Consider the following 21,647-nt stretch of genomic DNA (forward strand, 5'->3'; position numbering starts at 1 on the left):
GCTCACGCCTTGACGACGTAGACGCAGGACGAGTGGCCCTTCTTGCGGCACGGGTGGCTGTCGTCGTGGATGATGGAGCCCACCGCGTGCAGCCGCCTCAGCCCGCCGAACAGCATCCCCTTGTCGAAGGCGCACGGGTACGGGTTGTCGCTCTCCACCTCCACCGCGCCGTCCGGCCGCGTCTTCCACCGGTAGTGCCCGATGCCCTCCTTGATGCGGCCCGTCGTCGAGTCGAACATCGGCCGGCCGTTCTTGCGGTGGTGCAGGTGGTAGCCCGCGTCCATGCCCTCCATCATCGTCTTGATGTCCTTCACGCTCGGCAGCCACTCGACGTTCTTCATCACCGACACGCCGATCTGGTGCAGCACCGAGTCCCCCATGTGCTGACTGGCGCGCGCGAAGGCGCGCAGGAACGCGTCGAACGGGTACCAGGACTCTGGCTCCACGACGACCATCCCGTCCGGGCCCTTCTGGCCAATGCCCTCCGCCAGCAGGATCTGGCTGGCGATGGACTTGAACTGGCCGAACGCCTGCACCAGCCCCAGCACGTTGCGTCCAGACACCTCGATGCCCTTGAACTCGTGGAACGGAATCATGGCGCGGCTTATCCCCTCGGCAGCCAGGCTCACCCTTCCTCGTGCCCCGGTCTCCTCGACGTCGAAGCCCGCGGGCCGAGCGGCGCGATGATGGCACGGCTGCTCACTTCCCCACACCACCTGCCGGGTAAAGCCCCGAATGTCCCAGCTCGCGCCCCTGGCGTGTCTCACCCAAGGGCACATCCGGGGCCTTCCCGTTCAAAGATTTCTCATAAATGCGAACAGGTCGGAAAATGTGAATAGCGGGCAACGGTGGTGGTGGAATCTTCCGTTCCTCGGCGTTCCTGGTAGAAGGCGCCCGCCAAACCCGCCGTTACAGGGTGTTTGAAGTTGCCGCATCCTTACGTCGTACATTAGTATCTGAAATAGATGAGCCAATCCCAGACATGGGGGTTGATTCAGAGCCACCCGCACGCGGACACCCGGGGGCGAGTGATGGGCGGTAGGCCATCACAGCAGTCCGCACCCGAGTGGGGTGGGTAGTGCGCAGCGGGCATGCCCTTCTGCATCCTCGGGGGATGATGCAGAGGGGGCCCGCTGCGGTTTTTTGCGGCGAGGCCTCCTGACGGATGTGTCTCGAAGCCACCGCACGGCGTGACAGAGACGGCGCGGCTCGGGGGTTCAATGGTATCTGGCTCTCCCCCCATCTCGTGAACGCGGCCTCTCTCCCTCCCACCAAGCGCATCCCGTTGACCGCCCTCGCGGTGCTGGTCGTCGCGCTCCTGCTGGCGGCCGCCTGCACGGCGTTCTTCCTGGTGACCGCTCGGAGCCGGGACGCCACCCGCTTCGAGGGTCAGGTGCAGATGACCCAGGACCGGATCGCCGCCCAGCTGGATGCGGACATCACCCTGCTGCGCGGGGCGGCGGGCTTCTTCTCCGCCAGCGAGTCGGTCAACCCGCAGGAGTTCCGCATCTACGTCCAGCGGCTGGACGTGAAGCGGCATGATCCGGGCGTCCAGGGCCTGGGCTTCAGCCAGCGCATCCTGGCGCGCGAGAAGGAGGCCTGGGTCTCCCGGCTGAGGGCCGAGGGGCTGGCGGACTTCCACCTCTGGCCCGAGCAGGCCCGCGAGGAGTACCACGCCATCATCTACCTGGAGCCGCTGGACGAGCGGAACGAGGCGGCGCTGGGCTACGACATGTTCACCGAGCCCATCCGCCGCGAGGCCATGGAGCGGGCCTGGCGCACCGGCGAGCCGGCGCTGTCGGGCAAGGTCATCCTCAAGCAGGAGATCGACGTGCGGCAGCAGGCGGGCTTCCTGCTGTACGTGCCGGTGTACAGCAGCGGCCCGGTGCCCTCCTCCGAGGCGGAGCGCATGGAGAAGCTGGTGGGGTTCGTCTACAGCCCCTTCCGGGTGAAGGACCTGTTCGACGCGATGTTCCCGCCCGATCATCAGCCGCGCGTCTTCTTCCGCGTCTACGACGGCCCGGAGGCGCGAGCCGAGCAGCTGCTCTATGACTCGGCCGACGACGACACGGAGGGGCAGCGCGCGTCCCCGCGCTTCACCCATACCTGGCACATGGAACGCGCCGGGCGTGTGTGGACCCTCGTCTTCACCTCGCGGCCCTCGCTCGAGCGCTCCATGCTGACGCAGTGGGTGCCCGCCGTCGGGGTGCTGTGCCTGCTGCTCAGCCTGATGGTGTTCTCCGTGGCGTGGACGCAGGTCACCGCCCGGCAGCGCGCCGAGGCCAACGAGGAGGAGCGGGCCCGGCTGCTGGCGCGGCAGGTACAGGCGCGCCGCGAGGCGGAGGCGAGCCGCGAGGAGGCCCGGCGCAGCGCGGAGCAGCTGCAGACCATCACGGATGCGCTGCCGGCGCTCGTCGCCTACGTCGATGCGGAGGAGCGCTACCTCTTCGCCAACCAGGCCTATGAGACATGGTTCGGCCAGAAGCCCGCGGAGGTCGTCGGCAGGTCCGTGCGAGCGCTCATCGGAGAGCAGGCCTACGCGCGCTTCCGGGACCCCATCCAGCGGGCCCTGAAGGGAGAGCTCGTCCGCTACGAGGGCTCGCTGGCGCTGAAGAACGGCGGCACGGTGTACACCGCGTCCAGCTACATCCCGGATCGGGATGCCGAGGGCCGGGTGCGCGGGTTCGTGGTGCTCGCGCCTGACATCACCGAGCGCAAGCAGGCGGAGGAGGCCGCGCGCAGCGCCGTGCGGCTGCGTGACGAGTTCCTCTCCGTGGCCAGCCACGAGCTGAAGACGCCGCTGACGTCCCTGAGCCTCAAGCTCCAGACGCTCGCGCGCGACGCCGCGGCCCAGCCCGACTCGCCGTTCGTGCTGAAGGTGCGGGCGCACGTGGAGACGGGACGCCGGCAGGTCAAGCGACTGTCGGAGCTGATCGGCGACCTGCTGGACGTGTCGCGCATCAGCTCCGGAAAGATGAAGCTCCACTGGGAGCCCGTGGACTTCGCCGCCGTGGTGCGCGAAGTGGCCTCGCGGCTGGAGCCCGAGGCCACCCGGGCGGAGTCCCGGCTCACCGTGGAGGCGCCGGAGACGCTACCGGGGAGCACGGACCGGCTGCGGTTCGAGCAGGTGGTGGAGAACCTGCTCACCAACGCCATCAAGTACGGGGCCGGCCAGCCCATCCACGTCCGGCTGGAGGCGGGCTCCGAGCGGCTCATCCTCACCGTCCAGGACCGGGGCATCGGCATCGCGCTCGAGAACCAGGCCCGCATCTTCGAGCGCTTCGAGCGCGCCGTGTCCGAGCGGAACTACGGCGGCCTGGGGCTGGGGCTCTACATCACCCGGACCATCCTGGAGGCCCTGGGAGGCACCATCCGCGTGAAGAGCGAGCCCGGTCAGGGCGCCTGCTTCACGGTGGAGTTGCCTCGGGAGCCGCCAGCGCCATAGGCACGCTCGAGGATGTCGTCGCTGCGCAGGCCACTGGCCTTCGCGTCCTCCACGTCCAGCCCCTCGCCATGGCCCCGGCCCCGGCCCTCGAAGAGGATGTCCGGCCCGTCGAAGGAGGCCGTGCGCGGGCACGCCGGCAGCTTCAGCCCCGAGCGCAGCAGCTCGCACGGCAGGGACTCGGTGGTGTCGTAGGTGGCGCCCGCCTCCTGCTGCGCCCGGACGAAGAAGACGCGCCCCGCGTCGAAGCGCAGCGCCGCGAGCCCAGGCCCCAGCAGCGCCTCCACCCGCCCACGGGGGCGTGACTCGCGCCAGGGCTCCTGCCCGCCCTGCGAGAAGAGCAGCCACTGCTTCCAGCGCAGCGGCGGCAGCCCCAGCGCCTGCTCCTCCTCTGGCCGCACCCGCACCGTGCCGAGGAAGGCCTGGCAGTGCGTCGTGTCGCAGATGGGGCGGCCTGCGTGCCGGCTCGCGGCGTGCTGCTCGTTGTGCGCCACCACGCGCGCCAGCGCCACCCGCGCCTCACCCTTGAGCGACGCGTCCTCCGAGGCCACCACGCCCGCCGTGTACTGCAGCCGCGTGGTGCGGAAGATGAAGTCCGAGCCCCGCCGGGCGTTGCGCTCCCGCTCCGTGGTGGGCACGCCCAGGGGGGGCCGGTACGGCGGCGGCGCGGACCAGGTGAAGAGCCCCGCGTAGTCCCGCCCCTCCGCCGGAATCCCCGGCACGCGCACCCGCCATGGGCTGCCCAGGCAGAGCGCGGGGCCGCGCGCCACCATGTCCCGCATGCGGGAGAAGCCCTGGGGCACGGCTCGCGGCAGGCCGTCGTGGATCGAGAAGCCCACGCCCCGACATGCCGCCTCCACGTCCGCGGAGGAGGCCAGCCCCAGCACCTGCACGCGCGCGGCCTCCAGACCCGGGCGCTGACGCACGCGGGCCAGCACCCTGGGCACCTCGTCCGCGAAGCTGCGAGGCATCTTCCCCGGGCGCATCGCCACCGCGACGAGGTCCGCGTCCACCGCGACGATCCACCCGTACTGGGGCCGGCTCGCCGCGTCGCGCACGGTGCCCGTCTTGGTGGCCACGCCCTCGTACGCGGGCGAGGCGGGCAGGTCCGACAGCGTCCCTCGCGCGGCGTTGTCCTTCATCACCTCGATGAGCTCGGGGCGGGCCTCCGCCAGCGCCCGGTACGCCTGCGCCATACCCCACGGCGAGAGCGCCAGCGTCGAGCGCAGGCCGATGGCGTCCGCCATGTCCGCCGGCTTGCCCGTCAGCCCCACCGCGGTCAGCACCGCGCCCCAGGCGCCGAAGTCCGGCGCCGCGCCGCCCTTCGCCTCCCAGTCCATGAAGTAGCCGTTGCACGAGCGCAGCAGCGCCGTGCGCCCGTCCACCTGCCTGGGCAGCCCCGGGCCGCAGGCCCATTCCTGGATTCCCGAGCGCGGCATCAGCAGCGGGGGCGGGGCGCTGCCGGCGAGCACGAAGGGCTTCAGCGTGGAGCCGTAGGGCACCGCGCGCTGGACGTCCCCCTCTGAGAACAGCACCTCGCCCGAGTGACGGCTCAGCACCACCGTGGCGGGGGTGGCCGCCCGCACCGTCACATCCGCCAGCTCATCGATGGAGACGGGCACCGCCCACCGGGAGCCGTCCTGGCACTGGCGCAGCCGGCGAGAGAGCGCCTGGGGAAAGCCCCGGTCCTCGCCCAGGATGCGCGCCAGCGCTCGCCGGGCTCTGGGCGTGTCCACCGCCGGCGAGCGGGACAGCTCCGCGGCCGCCACGCTGAGCGACTGGTAGGGCGCGTCCCGCCACTCCGGCAGCTCGCCGCTCACCACCAGCGCGAAGGCCTCGTGGAAGAGCCGATCCTCCGAGGCCGCGGGACAGGCCCACCACAGGAGCTGGTGCGCCAGCTCGTGCCGCATGGCGAGGCGGAGCCGTTCATCCAGCACTCCCGGGGTGTTCTGCCGCAGCTCCACCAGCCCAGGCCGGCTCTGCGCGTTGCGCTCCGGCGGCAGCCCCATGCCTCGCTGCAGGCGGATGGGCGCCGGAGGTTGCGCGGGGAGCCCGCCGGCCTCGGTGGCGTACCGGGCCTCGAGCTCCTTCCAGGCGGCCTCGGCCTCGGCACGCAGGGCGACCTCGGGCGTGACATCGCCCTGCGTGAGGAACACCGGGGTGGCCGCCAGGAGCGCGGCCGTCACAGCGGCCCACCCCATGCGCTACCAGTCGCCCCGCGGCTTCTGCGAGGGCTTCACCGTCAGCACGTCCGACTTCGTCCGCCCACGAATGCTGGCCACGTACATGTCCTCGATGGAGGCAGGCGGCGCGTTGAACGTGCCCGCGAACTGGGCCCGCATCACGTAGCCCACCGTGCGGGGGCTGTCGCTCCACCAGGCCGGCTCCTCGAAGAAGAACGTGGCCCGCTCCGGGCTGAGCACGCGCCGCTTGAGGGCCTCGGGCGCCAGGTTCAGCGAGTGCGGCGCGCCCCGGTACTCCTTGTCCTCGATGAGCGGCACGAAGCCCGCCGGCACCGCGTCCTCCACCACGTAGTACGCCGAGCGCGCCTTGTTGTCGCCGCGCGCGTCCAGGGTGAGCTCCACGAACACCTCCTCGCCCTGGGCCACCTGCCCCCCGGCGGCCAGCTCCACCTTGCCCTCCGGGCGCAGCACGAAGTAGCGGCGCGAGATGCTCATGCCGTCGGCCCGCGGCTGCACGTCCGACAGCGGCGTGAGGGTGCTGGCGCGCAGCGTGGCCACGCCGTCGAAGGCGCCCACGCTCACCGAGCGCGTGCCCGGCTCGAGCGTGGCCACCAGGCCCATGCCGCGCGGCGCGAAGCTGACCGTGCCCTTGGCGCCCTTCACCTCCGGCGGCGGCAGCTTCTTGAAGGCCTTCGCGTCGCGCTCGATGAGCCACAGCGAGTGCAGCAGCGCCGTGCTCCTATCAAAGGTGGAGAGGTCCGGCTGGCTGAGCAGCTCCAGCAGCCGCCGGCGCGCCTTGTCCACGTCCAGCTTCCCGAAGGAGGCCGCGTGCGCCAGCAGCGCGGTGAGGCCCACGCGGCGCAGCGGGTAGTGGAAGAAGGCCTCGGACTCGGTCGCCGTGTTCAGGCTCGCCAGCTTGACGAAGCCCTCGTTGCTCGCCGTCACCAGCGAGTCCACGCGGGCCTGCAGCGCCGGCTCCTTCATCACCCCCGCCTTCTCCGCCGCCAGTACGGAGAGCGCCAGCGGGTACAGGTCTCCCGGCGTCGCCCGGTCGATGAGGGCGCGCACCCGGTCCGCCTTGCTCGCGCCGTACAGCCGCGAGAGCACGTAGGCGCGCGTCGCGTCGTACTCGAAGGGCAGGTTCTCCTGCGCCTCCAGCCAGCGCGCGGCCTCCGTCAGCCGCGTGTCGTTGGCGTCCACCAGGCCCGCCTCCGAGGCGTACGCCAGGCCGTCCAGGGCGATGAGCGTCATCGCCACGTCCGGCGTGCTGTAGCCGCCAAACCACGTGAAGCCGCCGCCCTTCACCGCCAGGGAGAGGATGCGCGCGGTGCCCTGCACGGAGCGGCTGCGCGCCTCGGCCAGCAGCGCCTGGCTCTCCGGGTCCAGCTTCTCCAGCGCGTCCGCCTTCTTCAGCGTCTGGTAGAGCGCCACGTTCGGCACGGTGGTGGAGACGAGCTGCTCCAGGCAGCCGTACGGGTAGGTGAGCAGCTCGCGCACGTTGCTGAGCGCCGCGTCCACCAGCGAGGGCTGGAGCACCAGCTCCACGTCCGCCACCGTGGCCGTGGTGGGCGCCTGCAACGACAGCTCGCCGCCGCCCCAGGCGGACACCTTCACCGGCTCCGCCAGGGCCGCCGGACGCACCGGCACCGAGCGCCGATCCCTCAGCGGATCCTTGCCGCCCGTCACGTCCACCGCCAGCTCGGCGGCGCCCGCGGTGGTGGCCTTGAGCTGCAGCGGGAGCACCTTCTCACCGCCCTCGCCCAGCTCCACCTTCTCCGCCGCCTGGTTGGCCTGGAGCGCGCCCGCCGAGGCCAGCTTCACCTCCAGCACCTGGCTGCCCTTGGAGGCCATGCCCGCCGACAGGCGCACCGAGGCGAGCGCCTCGTCCCCCGCGCGGAGGAACTGGGGCAGCGACGCGTACAGGTTGAGGCCGCCGCGCGTGGCGAACTCCGCGGTGCCCTCGCCGAAGCGGCCCGAGGTGTCCGCCGCCACCGCCGTCACCACCCAGAGCGTCTGGTTGGAGGGCAGCTTGAAGCGCACCGTGGCGCGCCCGTCCCGGTCCGTCACCACGTTCGGCTGCCAGAAGGCCGTGTCGCGCTCCTCGTCCTTCGCCTTGCGCGTGGGCGGCTTGATGGAGGCGAACGCGTGGTCCGGCAGCCCCGCCATCTTCCGTGCCAGCGCCTCGCCGTAGCCGTAGCCCTGGAACTCGGCGGAGTAGAAGTTGGACACGTTGTTGCGCGCCGGCGGGTAGAAGAAGTCGAGCACCTTCGGGCGGAACTCGGTCTGGATGGCGTAGACGGCCTTGTCCACCACGCCCACCGAGAGCTGCGACACCACGCCCTCGCCGTCCTTGTCCGTCACCCGCACGTCGATCACCTGCTCGGTGAGCGGGGTGGCCTCCGCGCGGCGGGGCTCCAGCTTCACCGTGAGGGTGCGCTCGGCCGGGACGATGCGGAAGGACACCGTGCGCTCCTCCCAGCGGCCGGAGGACGTGGGGTACGCCACGGACACGTACACCCCGCTGCCGAAGCGCTCCTCCACCTCGAAGGAGTGCACCAGCGTGCGGCCGCTCTGCTTCACCAGCTGCGTGCCGAACAGGCCCGCGCCGGTATAGGTGACCCACACCGGGCCCTCGTCCTTGCCGCTCGGGCCCCAGCCGTCGGGCAGCAGGCCCACCAGCCGCGCCGAGTCCCCCGGCGACAGCGTGCCGGACAGCGAGGCCAGCGTGAGGTTGGCCACGCGCGCCACCGGCTCGTCGTTGCCGCCAATCACCAGCATGGACTCCTCGCCCGTCCATGCCTTGCCGTTCTTGTCCTTCACCGTGAGGCGCGCCAGCACCGTGCCCACCTCGGAGGTGGGCACCTTCTCGCGGGCGATGCCGTCGGCGCCCGTGGTGACGGAGCGCTTGTCCAGGCTCTTCTCGGTGCCGTCCGCCTTGCGCAGCACGAACTCCACCTCGACCTGGGTGACGCCGTAGGGCTTGCCGGACAGCGTGGTGGCGCGCACGGCCAGCGTCGCCTCGCCACCCTTCTTCACCACCGCGTCCGAGAAGCTCCCCGCGCCGAACACCTCCACCTCCGACAGGAAGTAGGAGGCGCTCGCGTTGGCGAACGTCTGCTGATCATCCCGCGCGCGCACCGTGAGCGTGTAGCGGTAGGGCAGCCGCTCCTCGCCCGGCTTGAGCGCCGGCACGTTGATCTCGATGACGGCCTCGCCGTTCTCGTCGAACGCCGTCGCGCTCTCCCACGGGTCACCCTCGGCGCCGCGCTCGGCCACGGAGGAGTAGAGCCGCTCCGGCACGCTGAGCTTGCCCTCGGTGGTGGAGGCCGTGCCGTACGTCACCGCGCTGCCCGCCCCGCCCTTGCCCGCGTCATCCACCCACGCGGGCGCATCCAGCAGCGAGCGGTAGAGGAACACCTCGTACTTCGCGCCCTCGGGAGCGCCGCCCGCGTAGCGCCGCGCCTTCACCGTGGCCTTCAGCGCCTGGCCCGGGACGACGTTCTCCTGCTCGGGGTTGAGCTCCAGGTAGAAGGTGGGCTTCACGTAGTCCTGCACGCGCGCCTCGGCCTGGTGGGCCTGCTCGTCCACCGCGGCGTTGATGCGCAGCACGCCCGTGCCCAGGTCCTCCGGCACGTTCATCTCGCCGTGGAAGCTGCCGAACTCGTCCACCGCCACGCGCGTGGACACCTCGCGGCCCTCGGCCGACTCCAGCTTCACCACCACCTGCTTCTTCTTCGGGGTGAACAGGCGCGCCAGGAAGGTGTCCGGCTGGCGCAGCACGCCGCGGAACTTCACCTGGTCGCCCGGCTTGTAGATGGGCCTGTCGCTATAGATGAAGACGTCCGGCGCCACCGCCAGCGAGGAGTAGAAGTCCGTGTCCACCAGCGCCGTGTCCTTGCCCACCGTGGCCGTGGCCAGCAGGCGCGGCTCCGACACCGCCAGCGTCACTTCCCCCTTCTCGTCCGTCTTGCCCGTAGGGCCCTTGCCCGTGGGCAGGAACACCTGCACCTGCGCACCGGCGCGCGGCTGCTGGTCCCTCCCCGCCACGCGCACCAGCACCTGCCCATCCGTCTGCTTGAGCTGCACGGTGAGGTCCGAGACGACCAGCACCACCTGGCCCTCCACCTTGCCCTGCACCAGTTGCAGCACGTAGGTGCCCGCCGGCAGCGGCGCCAGCATCACCCGGCGCTCCTGGAAGCCTCCGCCACCGCCCCAGGTGTTGAAGCCCGGGACGCTGAAGTCCACTCCGCCACCGCCCAGGTCCAGGTTGAGCCACTGGCTGCGCGCCACGGTGAAGCCGGGCGGCACGCCGATGAGCTTGTCCGGGCCCTCCACCATCGTGTTCAGCGACGGCGGCGTGTCCTCGGGGCCGCGCGGCGGCAGCGCCGGGGAGACGGCGTCACGGAACTCCGTGCTGATGGAGTACAGCAGGAAGGTGCTGGGCAGCTTCACCGCGTTGAGGCCGCGGCTGAGCGCGCGCCCCGGGTTCTTCAGCACGGGCGGCGCCTCGTAGGCCCGGCGCAAGTCGCCCTGCGCCTGGATGAAGGCGTCCAGGCTGTCCGGCTTGAGCACCCGCAGCTCCACGGGGCCCTTGCTGTTGAACGCCACGTCCACCGCCACCGGCTCGTCGGTGCCGTAGGCGCGGGGCACGGTGATGTAGAGCGGCTTGGCCGCCGCCACGCCAGCCAGCGTCAGCGCGGCCAGCAGGGAAAAGCGCGTGGAGTACCTCATGAACCAAACCCTCCAGGAACCAGCGAATTGCCCTGCACCGTGCCGCGCAGGCCCACATACGGCAGCGTCTCGAGATCGCGCCGGGCCGCTTCAATCTCCGGCGGCGCCGAGCTCGGCACCGGGTTGTTCTTCCCGAGCTGCTGCTCGGACCAGTACCCGTCCGCCAGCAGCTGGCTGAGCAGGTGGCCCGTGTTCAGTCCAAGCGTCACCGAGCCCTGCGCCCGCAGGCCCTGCACCACCGGGCCCGCCGCGTTGAGCAGGTTGGGGCTCTGGCCCTCGCAGGCCTTCTGCAGCCGCTGCAGCACCGACGGGTCCGAGGCCAGCACCTGGTGCTTGCACAGCATGGCCTGCACCAGCGGGTTGCCGCCGTTGAACATCGTCTTCAGCGCGGGCGCGTCCTCCACCCGGCCCCAGAGGATGGCGAACTCGTGGCCCAGGGCGGCGTCGCCGCGCGGCGTCCACACCAGGGCAATCTGCCGCGTGCGCACCGGGCCCACGTCCCCGCCCTTCCAGTACGCGCCGACCTTCTCGCCCTCCAGCGCTTCGGGCAGCTTGAGCTGCAGCGCCAGCAGCACCGGCGTGTCCGACGGCACCAGCTTGAGCAGATCATCCGAGAGCGGCGCCGCATCCAGCCGCACCTTGTCCATCAGCGGGCCGGCGATGCCGCGCGCCACCAGCCGGTTGCCCTCGGCGGCGAACTGCAGTCGGGTGCCGTTGCCCACTCCCAGCGCGTGCGTGAGGAACACCAGCTCGCGCCCCAGCACCTCGCTGTTGAAGCCCAGCTCGACGTCCACGCCCGACGGCGCCTCCAGCTTCGTCAGCTCCGCGCACAGGCCGCGCAGCACCATCGACGGCTGCCGCGCCACCACCAGGCGATCCGCGGCGCGGCCGGCATACAGCGACTGCTCGGCCACCAGCCAGCGAGCGATCTCGAAGCCGCCCTCCGGAGTGGAGACGGAGCTGCCCTCCGGGCACTTGTCCGAGGTGAAGCCGCCGCGCGCGGCCACCTTGTCCATGGCCTCGTAGGCCGTCACGGCGCCGCTGCTCGGGCTGGGGACGATGAAGACGGGGGCGTTGGTGTCGCTGCCACCGACGAACCACAGCGCGCGGAACGGCGCGTCGAGGATCTGCCCGGCCACCACGTCGAACACCGCGCCCTTGAAGGAGGCCTTCAGGTCCTCGCCGGTGGAGCCGAAGAAGGCGGCCCAGGAGCTGGCGAAGCCCTGGCCGAGCGGCTTCTTGAGCTGCTCCTGGAGCCAGCGGTTCTCCATGAGCGCGCCGCGCACCTTCGCGGGCGAGTACACATCCACCCAGACGGCCGGGGTGCCCAGGGTGGAGACGCTCAGCGGCTTCGGAGCCGGCGGCGGGGGCATGCCCTCCACCGTCGCACCGGCGCTGGGGATGCCCGGCTCACTCGAGCCCGAGGCCTGCGACGAGTCGCCGGAGCCACCCGGGCCTCCGCTGCGGCGGCCGAGCACGAAGGCGCCCACCACCGCGCCGCTCACCAGCACGGTGACGAGCGCGACGAGGATCGCCTTGGAGGCGCCCTTGCCCGGCGGAGGCGAGGCCGGCGGCGGGGCCTCCGAGGGCGGCGGGCCCGGAGGGGTTTCGGATGAGCTCATTGCATCCACTCCTTGAAGCGGAAGAAGCCGAGGAAGGCGGTGTTCTGGGGCACGGGGCGCCACTCCAGCGGCGCCTCGGTGGCGAGCCGGTGCAGCACGCCCGTACGGACGGCGGCGCCCTTCTCACCCGGGTGGTAGACGACGCGCGCCGGCGCGTGCGCCTTGTCCTCCGGGCGCACCACCAGCATCAGATGGAAGATGGGGCCCGAGTCCTGCTCCTGGCGGAATGCCACCAGGTCTCCGGTGCGCAGCGTCTCGACGGTGGCCTCATCGCGGCCCAGCGGCACGAAGCTGCGCGTGAGCAGCGTCTCCGCGTCCGCGAAGTCCGAGGGCCGTCCCTGCACATCGAGCCAGAGGGGACGGCTGAGCCGCTCGGGGAAGAAGCGCTTGTGCGCGCCGCGGTAGGCGAAGCGCACCAGCCCCGCGCAGTCGCGCTGGTCCGGGTGCCAGGCGGGATCGAACTTCGTGAACTGCGCCAGCGCCACGTGGCCCAGCTCGCGCCGCAGCAGCACGTCCCGGGCCTCGCGAGGCTCGGACGCGGCGGGCATCTCCGGAGCGGCGGCGGCCGGAGGCGTGGAGGCGACGAGCGCCAGGGTGAGGGACAGGACGAGCATCGGCGGCCTGGGAGGCGTCAGTCCCCACCCTCGTAGCTCTCGCCCTCACCCTCGTAGCTCTCGCCCTCACCCTCGTAGCCGCCCCCCTCGTCGCCGGAGCCCGAGGCAACGGACTTCGCGGCGTCATCCAGGTTCTTGGGCCACGCGGCGCCCGTGGGCTTGGGGTCCGCCGTGGGCACGTACACCTCGGCCTGGTTGTCCCCGAGGATGTTGATCCACGCCAGCACGCGCGTGGTGCCCGGCGTGGCCAGGGGGATGCGCACCATGCGGCGCACCTCGCCGGGAGTGCCCTCGAAGAGCGCCACGTTGAGGGTGGCCACCGTGTGGGCCTTGTCGCCGCTGGGCCAGTAGTTGGTGGCGATGAGGTAGACGCCCTTGGGCGGCGCCCGGTGGATATAGAGGTAGGGGCCGTAGGCGGGCTGGTCGAAGTCGCCGCCCTGCTCGTTGAGGAAGAAGGTGCCGCCGCTGGGGCTGGACGTGTTCGCCCAGTACACGTGCGCCATCTTCGCGCCGTCGAGCTGCAGCCCGTCCGTGCCCGTGGTGACGCTGGCGTCGGTGGGCTCGTAGATGTGCAGGTCCGTGTACACGCCCTCGGTGTCGCTGGTGAGGATGGCCTTGAGCGGCACGGGCGGAATCTGCGCGTACGTCGTCACCTGCGAGCGCGCCGTGCCGGCCTGGTTGGTGGCCATCACCGTGACGATGTTCTTGCCGCTGGCGGCCGGGAACTTGCGGCTGAAGCGCCCACCGTAGGTGCGCATCAGGTACCGGTCTCCGTTGATGGAGACGACCACCGGATCAATGGTGGTGTCGCTGATCGTCCCCTCCACCAGCATCATCCGGTCCACCGTCCAGCCACCGGTGGGCGCGGTGAGGACGACTTTGGCCAGCTTCGTGCCCTTGCCGATGGGAACGCCCTGCTGGCGCGGGTTTTCTTTCGGCGTCTGGGTGAGGAGGAGGGCCAGGAGTACAGGCAGCATCAGGGGCTCATCCTGTCGGGGTGGGAGACCGTCGGAGACGTTGACGGGGCGACAGACTGCGGCAGCAAGGCTCCTCATTTCAAGCCACCTGCCAGCCATGACCGGGGTGCAAAGACGACATACTTGTGGCATGGGGGCCTCCAGACGTGGTTGGGAGGCCACGCGGTGCTCGGCCCGCCGCGTCTCCCGGGCCACGAGGCCCAGGGGGCTTCGCATCGGGAGGCCGGCTCGTCCATGATGAGCCCGTCTTGGCCGAGTCCCACCTGTCGCCAGCCCTCCCCGCTGCTTCCAGCACCCCTCATCTCAGCGGAGCGAGACGGGCCGTGCTCCTCTTCATGGTGCAGGGGCTGCCGCTGCTCGGGCTGGGCTACGGGGTGTGGCTCTTCTCACGCGAGGGCATCCGCCCGCTGGATGTGGGCCTGCTGGTGGGCATGTACCTGCTCACCATGACGGGCATCGAGCTGGGCTTCCACCGCTACTACGCCCACCGCACCTTCGAGACGACGCGGCCCATCCGCGCCCTGCTCCTCATTCTCGGCTCGATGGCCGGACAGGGCTCCACGCTGCTGTGGAGCGCCATCCACCGCTGGCACCATGCCCACACGGACGTGCCGGGAGACTTGCATTCGCCGACGCTCGGGCGCCACGGGTGGTGGCAGCGGGTGCGCGGCTTCTTCTGGTCCCAGTTCCTCTGGTACCTGGACACGCCGGCCGTGGCGAACTTCGGCCGCTTCCTGGAGCGCCACCGCGCCGCTCCGGACGCCGTGCTGGCCTCGGCGGAGGACAGCCAGGAGCACCGGCTCGTGCGCACCCTGCCGGACCTGCTGCGAGACGAGTGGCTGCTGCGGCTCAACCAGCGCTACGGCCTGTGGGTGCTGCTGGGCTTCGCGCTGCCCACCGTGGTGGGCGGGCTGGCCACCGGCTCGTGGGAGGGCGCGTGGCGCGGGCTCGTGTGGGGCGGCTTCGTCCGCTTCTCGCTCGTGCAGCAGGTCTCCTTCGCCATCAACTCGGTGACGCACACCCTGGGCACGCAGCCGCTGGCCTCGCGGGATGACAGCCGCAACAACGCGGTGATGGCGGTGCTGACGCTGGGCGCCGGGTGGCACAACAACCACCACACCTTCCCCGGCTCGGCCTTCACGGACTTGCGCTGGTGGCAGGTGGATGCCTCGGGCCTGATGATCCGCCTGCTGGAGCGGCTCGGGCTCGCGTGGGATGTGCGCCGGCCCTCCGCCGAGGCCATCGCCGCGCGCCAGCGCCCCTCCCGGAGCCCTCATGAGTGAACACCCGGGCGCACAGCGGCTCAGGCGTTGGCCACCTGCAGCGACTCGGCCTCGCCCAGCGGAATGCTGAAACAGAAGGTGGTGCCCTCGCCGGGCTGGCTCTCCAGCCAGATGCGCCCGCCGTGCGCCTCGACGATCTGCCAGCTCAGGTGCAGCCCCAGCCCCACCACGCCCGTGTAGCCCGTGGCCCCGGGCGGGAGCGGCTCGTAGAGCGGCTCGAAGACGTGAGGCTGGCGCTCGGGCGGGATGCCCGGCCCTTGATCCCTCACCGAGACCACGGCCTCCCTGTCATCGCTCTGGAGTTCCACCGAGATGGTGCCCCCGGGCGGCGAGTACCGGATGGCGTTCTCCAGCAGGTGCGCCACCACGTCGCCCATGCGCTGGCGATCCCCATCGACCATGACGGAGCCCACGCTGTCCACGTGGATGGGGTTCTCCGTGGTGCGGGAGATGCTCTTCACCTTCTCCTCCACCACGGCGCCCAGGTCGAACTGGCCGCGCTCTATCTTCGGCAGCCCTGGAGCCATCCACACCGCGGCGAACAGGTGCTCCACCAGCTGCGCCAGCCGCCGCGTGTTCCGGGCGATGGCCGTGAGCCCCTTCTGCTGGCGCACGGAGTTCACCTCCATGCGGGTGAGGATCTCCGCCCACGTCTGGATGGTGGTCACCGGCGTCCTCAGCTCGTGGGCCGCCGCGGACATGAACTCCTCGCGCAGCCGCAGCGCCTCGCGCACCTCCTGGAACAGGCGCGCCTTCTCGATGGCCATGGCGAAGAGCTGGCCCACCATCCGGTGGAACTCCAGATCCCGCTGGCCGAAGCAGCGCGGGCTGTCGGTGAAGCACGTCATCACCCCCACCAGGTGCCCTCGGGAGTGCAGCGGGATGGCGACCATGCCCCGGAACCCCTCCTCCAGCGCGATCTTCCGGCAGAGCGAGGGCACGTCCTCGCCCAGCACGCTCTCGATGACCTGGATCGTCTCGCGCCGGGCCGCCTGCGCGGTGATGAGCGGCGCGTCGAAGGGGACGATCTGAAGCGCGTCGCGCACGCGCGGCGTCAGGCCGTGCGAGGAGATCAACGAGAGCTGCGAGTGCTCGGGTTTCGCCAGCCACAGGCCGACGGCATCGGCGCCCAGCGCGTGGAGGCTCTGCTCGATGGCCACATGGGCGATCCGCTCCAGCTCCACCTCGCGCACCAGGGCCTGGCTCATGCGGGACATGGCCAGCTCGCGGTCGAGCAGCCGGGCGCGCTCCTGCTCCACCTGCTTGCGGTCGGTGATGTCGTGGACGACCGTCTCGCCCAGGATGATCTGCCCCGCGGAGTTCCGGACGGCGGCGCCATTGACGCTGACCAGCCGCTCCTTGCCGTCCAGGGTGCGCAGGCGCATCTCCACGTCGGTGAAGGTCTCCCCGTCCAGGGTGCGCTGGAAGGGCAGCTCCGCCAGCGTCATCAGCCGGCCATCGCCGTGCCGGAGGCAGTAGCGCTGGAGGTACTCGAACAGCGGCTGGCCCAGCTCGGAGCGGTCCTGGAACCCGAGCAGCTGGCGCCCCGCCGGGTTGGCGTCCACGAGCCTCCCGTCCGGGCTTGCCAGGAAGATGGCATCCGGCACGCTCGCGATGATGGCGTCGAGCTGGCTGGCATGCTGCTCGGCCTGGGCGCGCAGCATGTCCACCTCCTGCTGGCGCTGCGCCACCCGCGCCGCCATCTCGTTGAAGGCGGTGCCGAGCTCCTGCAGCTCATCCCCCGTGCGGATGGACACCCGCTGCGCCATGTCTCCCTGGCCCAGCGCCCGAGCCATCTTCTGGAGGCGACGCACGGGCCGGGCATAGAAGCGGGCGAGGATGGCCGACATGAGGGCGCTCAGCAGGAGGATGGCGGCGAAGACCGCCAGCTTGGCGCGGAGCCACGAATAGAGCGGTGCCAGCGCCACGTCCCGAGGAGCCATCACCCCCACGGCCCACGAGTGCCGGGGCGTCGGGACGAAGGCCCCCAGGAAGGAGCCCTCGCCGAGCGGGTGGGTGAACTCGTCCAGCTTCATCGGCGTCCCGGCCAGCGCGACGTAGAGGGGCGCGAAGGAGAAGAACGCATCGCTCTTCTCGTAGGCCAGGTGGGGATGTCCGGTGTGGAAGGCCAGCCGGCCCGAGGGGTCCACGAGGAGGATCTCCTGGCCGGACTGCAGACGAGCCCCCAGGTAGCGCTGCTCCAGCACGTCCGTCTGCATCACCACGTTGACGACGCCCATCGGCCGATTCTCGGGGCCGGGGATGGGCACGGAGATGATGATGGCCGTGCTCTTGGGACGGCGCAGCTCGAGGACCTGGGAGATGGCCGGCATGCCGGTGGCCATCACCTTCTGGAAATAGGGTCGATCACCGATGCGGAGCCGAGGCTCGGCGGGCGTCTCCGGCTCGCCCCAGCCGCGGTTGAGGCCCTGGGCGTCATAGACGCCGACGGCGTCATAGAGCGCGCTGTTGCGGGTCAGCGCCTGCAGGTGCGCATCCAGCCGAGTGGGGTCCAGGGTGTGCACCAGCGGATCATTCGCCACGGCCCGGCCGAACTCGATGGCGGACTCGAAGGACTCGGTGATCTGCACGGCGACGGCCTGCGCCGTCATGCCCTGAGCCTCGAGAATGGTCTCCTGGGTCCTTCGCAGGCCCGAGAAGAAGTCAGCGCTCAGCAGCGCCAGCACAGGCACGAGGACCGCGCCAAAGGCGAGCAGCAGCTTTGCGTGGAAATGCAATCGAGGCATGGGCATCCGGATCGAGCGATACCGTCTCAACACCATGCAGGTTCCCGCCCTTCAGCTTCCGCCCCCCCGTCAGCGCGGAGGGCAGGCAGCGAGGCGGGGCCAGCCCGGATGCCAGTCGAGCAGGGAGACAGCCCTACGACGACTTCACGAGGCCCTCACCGGGCCTCACCAGCACGGCGCGCGAGTACGCCACGCCGAACCCCAGCCGTGTCGCGTTGCGCTCCGTGGAGATGCCCGGCCCCGAGTTGATCATGGCCAGTCGGCTGCCCAGCTCCCGGCCACGCTCGAGCCGCGTGGCCATCAGCGCCTGCTGAATTCCTCGCCGGCGGAACGCGGGCTTCACGGACGCGCCGAACAGCAGGGTGACGTCGTTGCCCGACTCGCAGCCGGCTGCCCCCACCACCTCGCCGTTCACGCGCGCCACGTACAGGTCGTACCCCCTGGCCTTCGCGAAGCGCCTGCCGAAGTCCATGAGCCCTTCCGACAGCTCCATGCCCTCCGGAAAGAAGCCGCTGAAGGCCACGCGGATGTAGTCGTCCACGAGGGTGGGGTTCGTCGGGTCGACCTTCTCGATGCTCACCCCCACCGGCCAGCCCCACGGCAGCAACGAGCGGATCTCACCGGTGCGCTGGAGATCGCGGATGAGGACGTTCTCGAACTCCTGGAGCACGAACCCCCGCTTGCCCAGCCCCTCCATCAGGGCCCGCGGCACGAAGGGGCAGAGCTCCACCTTCGGCTCGGCGCCGCGCTCGGTGAAGAAGGTGATCATCCGGTCGAGCTCGGCGTCGGTGGGCACACCGTGAAACCCCAGCCCGCAGACCTTGTTCACCGGCGAGCCGGGTGTGTCGAAGACCATCCACCCGCCCGCGACGGGCACCACGTCGGTGGCCAGCCCCTCCAGCGAGGTCCCCTGCTTGCGCTCCACGAGGCGTGCGATCTCGGCGAAATCCAGGCCCTTCATCTCGACTCCTCGACGGGTGAGGACATGAAACAGGTCTCATCTCAGGCCGGGTCCGCGACGCGGCCCATGAAGAGCAACATCCCGGAGCGGATGTCGCGCAGGAAGAACAGGAAGGGATGATCGGCGCGGAAGTCCTTGGGCTTTCCAGGCCGCATGGCCGTCCGGGAAATCATGACGACGGCGGTGGCGGCGGCGGCCTCGGTGCCCTTCTCGTCCAGCTTGACGAAGGCCTTGTGGAACACCTTGCTGATGTGCAGGCGCTCCGCCGGGTTCTTCGGGTTGGCCATGCCCGTGAAGTCCGCCCGATCCGGATCGAAGGCGCGCGCCATGCCCATCTCGCCCAGCACCCTGCCCAGCTCCAGCGAGCCCCCGGGGTTGACCTCGAAGCGCGGCAGCACGACGTGGACGCGCTCGCGCGACAGGGCGTCGATCCAGTCCGCCACCTGGGCGCTCGTGAGCTTGCGCTCGATGGCCTCCAGCCCATCGACGGCGTCCGGGAGCACGAAGAGCATCGACAGCTCCCCTCCTTCATAGGGGAGCTCCAGCACCTTCACGCCGTCCACCTGGGCGAAGCGGTAGTCCCCCGTGCGGTGCATCAGGGGCACATCCCTCGGAGCCTGCGGCGCGACGAAGAACGGCTCGCGCTGGGTGAGCTCCTCCGAGAAGGGCTGGGCCCAGGCCGCCTTGAAGTAGATGGCGTTGACGAGCACCAGCCGCGTCACCTCGGGCACCAGGCTCCCGGGCGGCAGCAGCTCCGGGATGCGCCCCTCCGTCCTGTGGGCGGCCCAGTCGTTGATGAGCCGGCGCGTGGCCTCGATGTCGGCGCGGAAGTCCACCGGCTCCAGCGGAGCGCCGAAGGCTGTCCGGGTCCGCTCCAGGTAGGGCGGCTCGAACGCGAAGTCCTTCGCACCAAAGAGCCGGCTGGCCAGCCGCAGGAGCGCGGGCCCGGCGCTCGTGTTCCACGCCTGGAGCAGCCGCCCCGCGGAGCCCATCACGTCCTCGGCCGAGCCCTCGAAGTGGAGCACCTGCTTCATCTCGGCGGCCGTCTCTCCCCGGGCTCCGCCCCACGCCATCGTCAGCGCCAGGGTGAGGCTCGCGGGCGAGACGGCCAGGTTGCCCGCCGTCTCGCGGATGCGGCCCCACAGCTCGACCGCGAACGCGTTGCTGCTCGTCGCGAGCCGGGCCAGCGCCTCCGGCTCGGGGGGCTCGACAGGCACGACGGTGTCAGCGGGCTTCAGCGGTTCCATGGATGCTCCCGAGCAGTTCCGCCACGTTGCCCATCCGACTGCGCTCCTGTCACTCAATGACGGATTCTCGGTTTTAGCGAATCCAGCAAAATCCACCACTGTCAGATCAGCACTTAAAGTATGGCTCCTCTTTTGAGCAGGAGGACCCAGCGTGAACAAGCCGTTCGAGACACCCACCCGATTCCGTGCGCGCAGCGTGTGGCTGGCCGCATGTACGTCCACCCTCGTGGCGGCGATGACCGCGGGCTGTGGCGCGGTCGAGCTGGCCGAGCCCGAAGTCGCGCCCGCCGTCGAGCCCCTCCTCGAACCCGTCGCCCAGGAGGCCCTGAACCCCGAGCGCCGCGGCATCGGCGCCGAGCCTCTGCCCGAGCGGCAGGGCCCCTCCGCCCAGGCCGTCACCGTCGATGCGCGACGCTCGCTGGCCGTCACGGACCAGGCCATCCTGAGCCAGTTCACCTTCCAGGAGGTGATGGATCAGCTCGTCGCGCAGGCGGGCATTCCGGGCCTCACCCGGCTCCAGCTCTTCCAGCAGTGGTGGGACACCCAGCGCCCGGCGCCGGGCCTGGGGCTGGGGCCCCACTGCACGGACGCAGGCATCGCGAACATGAACGGCTTTCCCTACGCGTGCCCGCGCGCCGAGGGCAACCAGGCCACGGTGGATCCGTTCATCAACCCCACCGGCCCGAATTCCTACATGCCCATCGGCCTGTTCAACCGCTTCGACCTGGCGCCGACCAACGGGGCCAACTGCGGTGAGTACCGCATCCTCTTCGCCCGGCGGGGCGGAGTGACGGACGGTGCGCGCAACCTCATCATCTTCGAGGCGGTGCTGCCCAACCCCTCGCCGAGCCGGGGCCTCCACGGCTGCCGGCTCGTGGCCAACTTCTGGGCCAACCTCTCCGCCAACAACGACGTGAGCGCCCGCGCCGCGGCGCTGAAGAGCTTCTACTTCACCGGCCTGAGCGGCTTCATGCCCGTGGTGCACATCGACAACTACGGCAACCGCGCCAGCAACACCGGCCAGGTGCGCACCAACCAGTTCATGGAGTTCAACTGGCTGCTGCGCGAGTTCAAGGTGAAGAAGACGTGCGGCACGGCGTGCACCCTGCAGTTCATCCCCATCACGGTGAAGACCAACCCGGGGGGCAGCCTCTTCAGCCCCGGCTCCACCCACGCCCTGGCCGCCGAGTTCCAGGCCACGGCCTTCCCGGGCCAGGTCCCCGCGCTGGCCGTCAACAACGTGAACACCTTCAACATGACGCTGGCCGACAAGTTCAACGCCGGCGAGAGCGACTCGCAGGAGGGCCCCACGTCCGACGCCAACTACAGCGACTTCTTCGGCACCGGCCCCAGCACCCTGCGCACCAACATCCAGGCGAAGATCCCCACCTCGAGCGGCCTGACGCCGGACCACATCGTCGCCCGCGCCAAGGCGCTGTCGTGCGCGGGCTGCCACCAGCTCAGCAACGGCGCCGCGCTCGGCGGCGGCATCACCTGGCCGAACTCCCTGGGCTTCGTCCACGTGCGCGAGTCCTCTCCGGAGGCGAGCCCGGAAGGCGGCACCCGCTTCGTCGTCTCGCCCGCGCTCACCAGCACCTTCCTGCCCCACCGCAAGGCCGTGCTGGAGCACTTCGTGAACACCGCGTGCGGCGACGGCGTCTGCCAGAGCTGGGAGTCCGCCACGGTCAACAGCTGCGTCATCGACTGCGGCTGTCCGCCCAAGTACAACCGGTGCTGCGACACCTGCGTCCCGTCGACGGTGCAGTGCACCGATCAGGCCTGCCCGGACGTGGTGCTCGAGTAGGGCGTTCCTCCCGCTAGAGAGCCCCGCGCCAGGCCT

General features: G+C 70.8%; 12 protein-coding genes. 3 read left to right on the forward strand and 9 right to left on the reverse strand.

The window, feature by feature from the left end:
- Window positions 1-2: 2 nt before the first annotated feature.
- Window positions 3-596, reverse strand: coding sequence for a hypothetical protein (locus KY572_RS32320; RefSeq protein WP_224247498.1), 594 nt, complete (start codon window positions 594-596; stop codon window positions 3-5).
- A 650-nt stretch (window positions 597-1,246) separates the two neighbouring features.
- On the opposite strand from KY572_RS32320, the gene KY572_RS32325 reads away from it, so the two are divergent.
- Window positions 1,247-3,445, forward strand: a complete 2,199-nt coding sequence (locus tag KY572_RS32325) for a CHASE domain-containing protein (RefSeq protein WP_224247499.1) — start codon at window positions 1,247-1,249, stop codon at window positions 3,443-3,445.
- On the opposite strand, the gene KY572_RS32330 is transcribed toward KY572_RS32325, so the two are convergent.
- The 5 genes from KY572_RS32330 to KY572_RS32350 are packed head-to-tail and all read right to left on the reverse strand — an operon-like array spanning window position 3,394 to window position 13,569.
- Window positions 3,394-5,643 carry a SpoIID/LytB domain-containing protein gene (locus KY572_RS32330; RefSeq protein ID WP_224247500.1) on the reverse strand — a complete coding sequence of 750 codons (2,250 nt, stop codon included), beginning with the start codon at window positions 5,641-5,643 and terminating at the stop codon, window positions 3,394-3,396. The two genes, KY572_RS32325 and KY572_RS32330, sit on opposite strands and share 52 nt — an antisense overlap.
- Before the next feature lie 3 nt (window positions 5,644-5,646).
- The gene (locus KY572_RS32335; RefSeq protein WP_224247501.1) at window positions 5,647-10,356 is read right to left on the reverse strand and encodes an alpha-2-macroglobulin family protein; all 4,710 of its coding nucleotides are present in this window, start codon (window positions 10,354-10,356) and stop codon (window positions 5,647-5,649) included.
- Window positions 10,353-11,978, reverse strand: coding sequence for a hypothetical protein (locus KY572_RS32340; RefSeq protein WP_224247502.1), 1,626 nt, complete (start codon window positions 11,976-11,978; stop codon window positions 10,353-10,355). The genes KY572_RS32335 and KY572_RS32340 overlap by 4 nt, the downstream gene beginning before the upstream one ends.
- Complete coding sequence (locus KY572_RS32345) at window positions 11,975-12,592, reverse strand: DUF1175 family protein (RefSeq protein ID WP_224247503.1); 618 nt, start codon at window positions 12,590-12,592, stop codon at window positions 11,975-11,977. Before KY572_RS32345 ends, KY572_RS32340 begins: the two co-directional genes overlap by 4 nt.
- Before the next feature lie 17 nt (window positions 12,593-12,609).
- Window positions 12,610-13,569: a DUF2135 domain-containing protein gene (locus KY572_RS32350; protein WP_224247504.1), complete on the reverse strand. Its 960-nt coding sequence runs from the start codon at window positions 13,567-13,569 to the stop codon at window positions 12,610-12,612.
- A 323-nt stretch (window positions 13,570-13,892) separates the two neighbouring features.
- Between KY572_RS32350 and KY572_RS32355 the strand changes: the two genes are divergently transcribed.
- A complete protein-coding gene (locus KY572_RS32355; protein ID WP_224247505.1) occupies window positions 13,893-14,852 on the forward strand; it encodes an acyl-CoA desaturase in 960 nt (319 codons plus the stop codon).
- A 20-nt stretch (window positions 14,853-14,872) separates the two neighbouring features.
- On the opposite strand, the gene KY572_RS32360 is transcribed toward KY572_RS32355, so the two are convergent.
- The 3 genes from KY572_RS32360 to KY572_RS32370 form a co-directional block, all read right to left on the reverse strand.
- The gene (locus KY572_RS32360; RefSeq protein ID WP_224247506.1) at window positions 14,873-17,599 is read right to left on the reverse strand and encodes an ATP-binding protein; all 2,727 of its coding nucleotides are present in this window, start codon (window positions 17,597-17,599) and stop codon (window positions 14,873-14,875) included.
- 133 nt (window positions 17,600-17,732) lie between these two features.
- The gene (locus KY572_RS32365) at window positions 17,733-18,560 is read right to left on the reverse strand and encodes a GNAT family N-acetyltransferase (RefSeq protein WP_224247507.1); all 828 of its coding nucleotides are present in this window, start codon (window positions 18,558-18,560) and stop codon (window positions 17,733-17,735) included.
- A gap of 41 nt (window positions 18,561-18,601) precedes the next feature.
- On the reverse strand, window positions 18,602-19,807 hold the full coding sequence (locus tag KY572_RS32370; RefSeq protein WP_224247508.1) for a serpin family protein: 1,206 nt from the start codon (window positions 19,805-19,807) through the stop codon (window positions 18,602-18,604).
- Window positions 19,808-19,958: 151 nt separating this feature from the next.
- Between KY572_RS32370 and KY572_RS32375 the strand changes: the two genes are divergently transcribed.
- The gene (locus KY572_RS32375) at window positions 19,959-21,611 is read left to right on the forward strand and encodes a hypothetical protein (protein WP_224247509.1); all 1,653 of its coding nucleotides are present in this window, start codon (window positions 19,959-19,961) and stop codon (window positions 21,609-21,611) included.
- The last annotated feature ends 36 nt before the right edge of the window (window positions 21,612-21,647 follow it).

The sequence above is a fragment of the Hyalangium gracile genome (assembly GCF_020103725.1).
GTDB classification, from domain to species: domain Bacteria; phylum Myxococcota; class Myxococcia; order Myxococcales; family Myxococcaceae; genus Hyalangium; species Hyalangium gracile.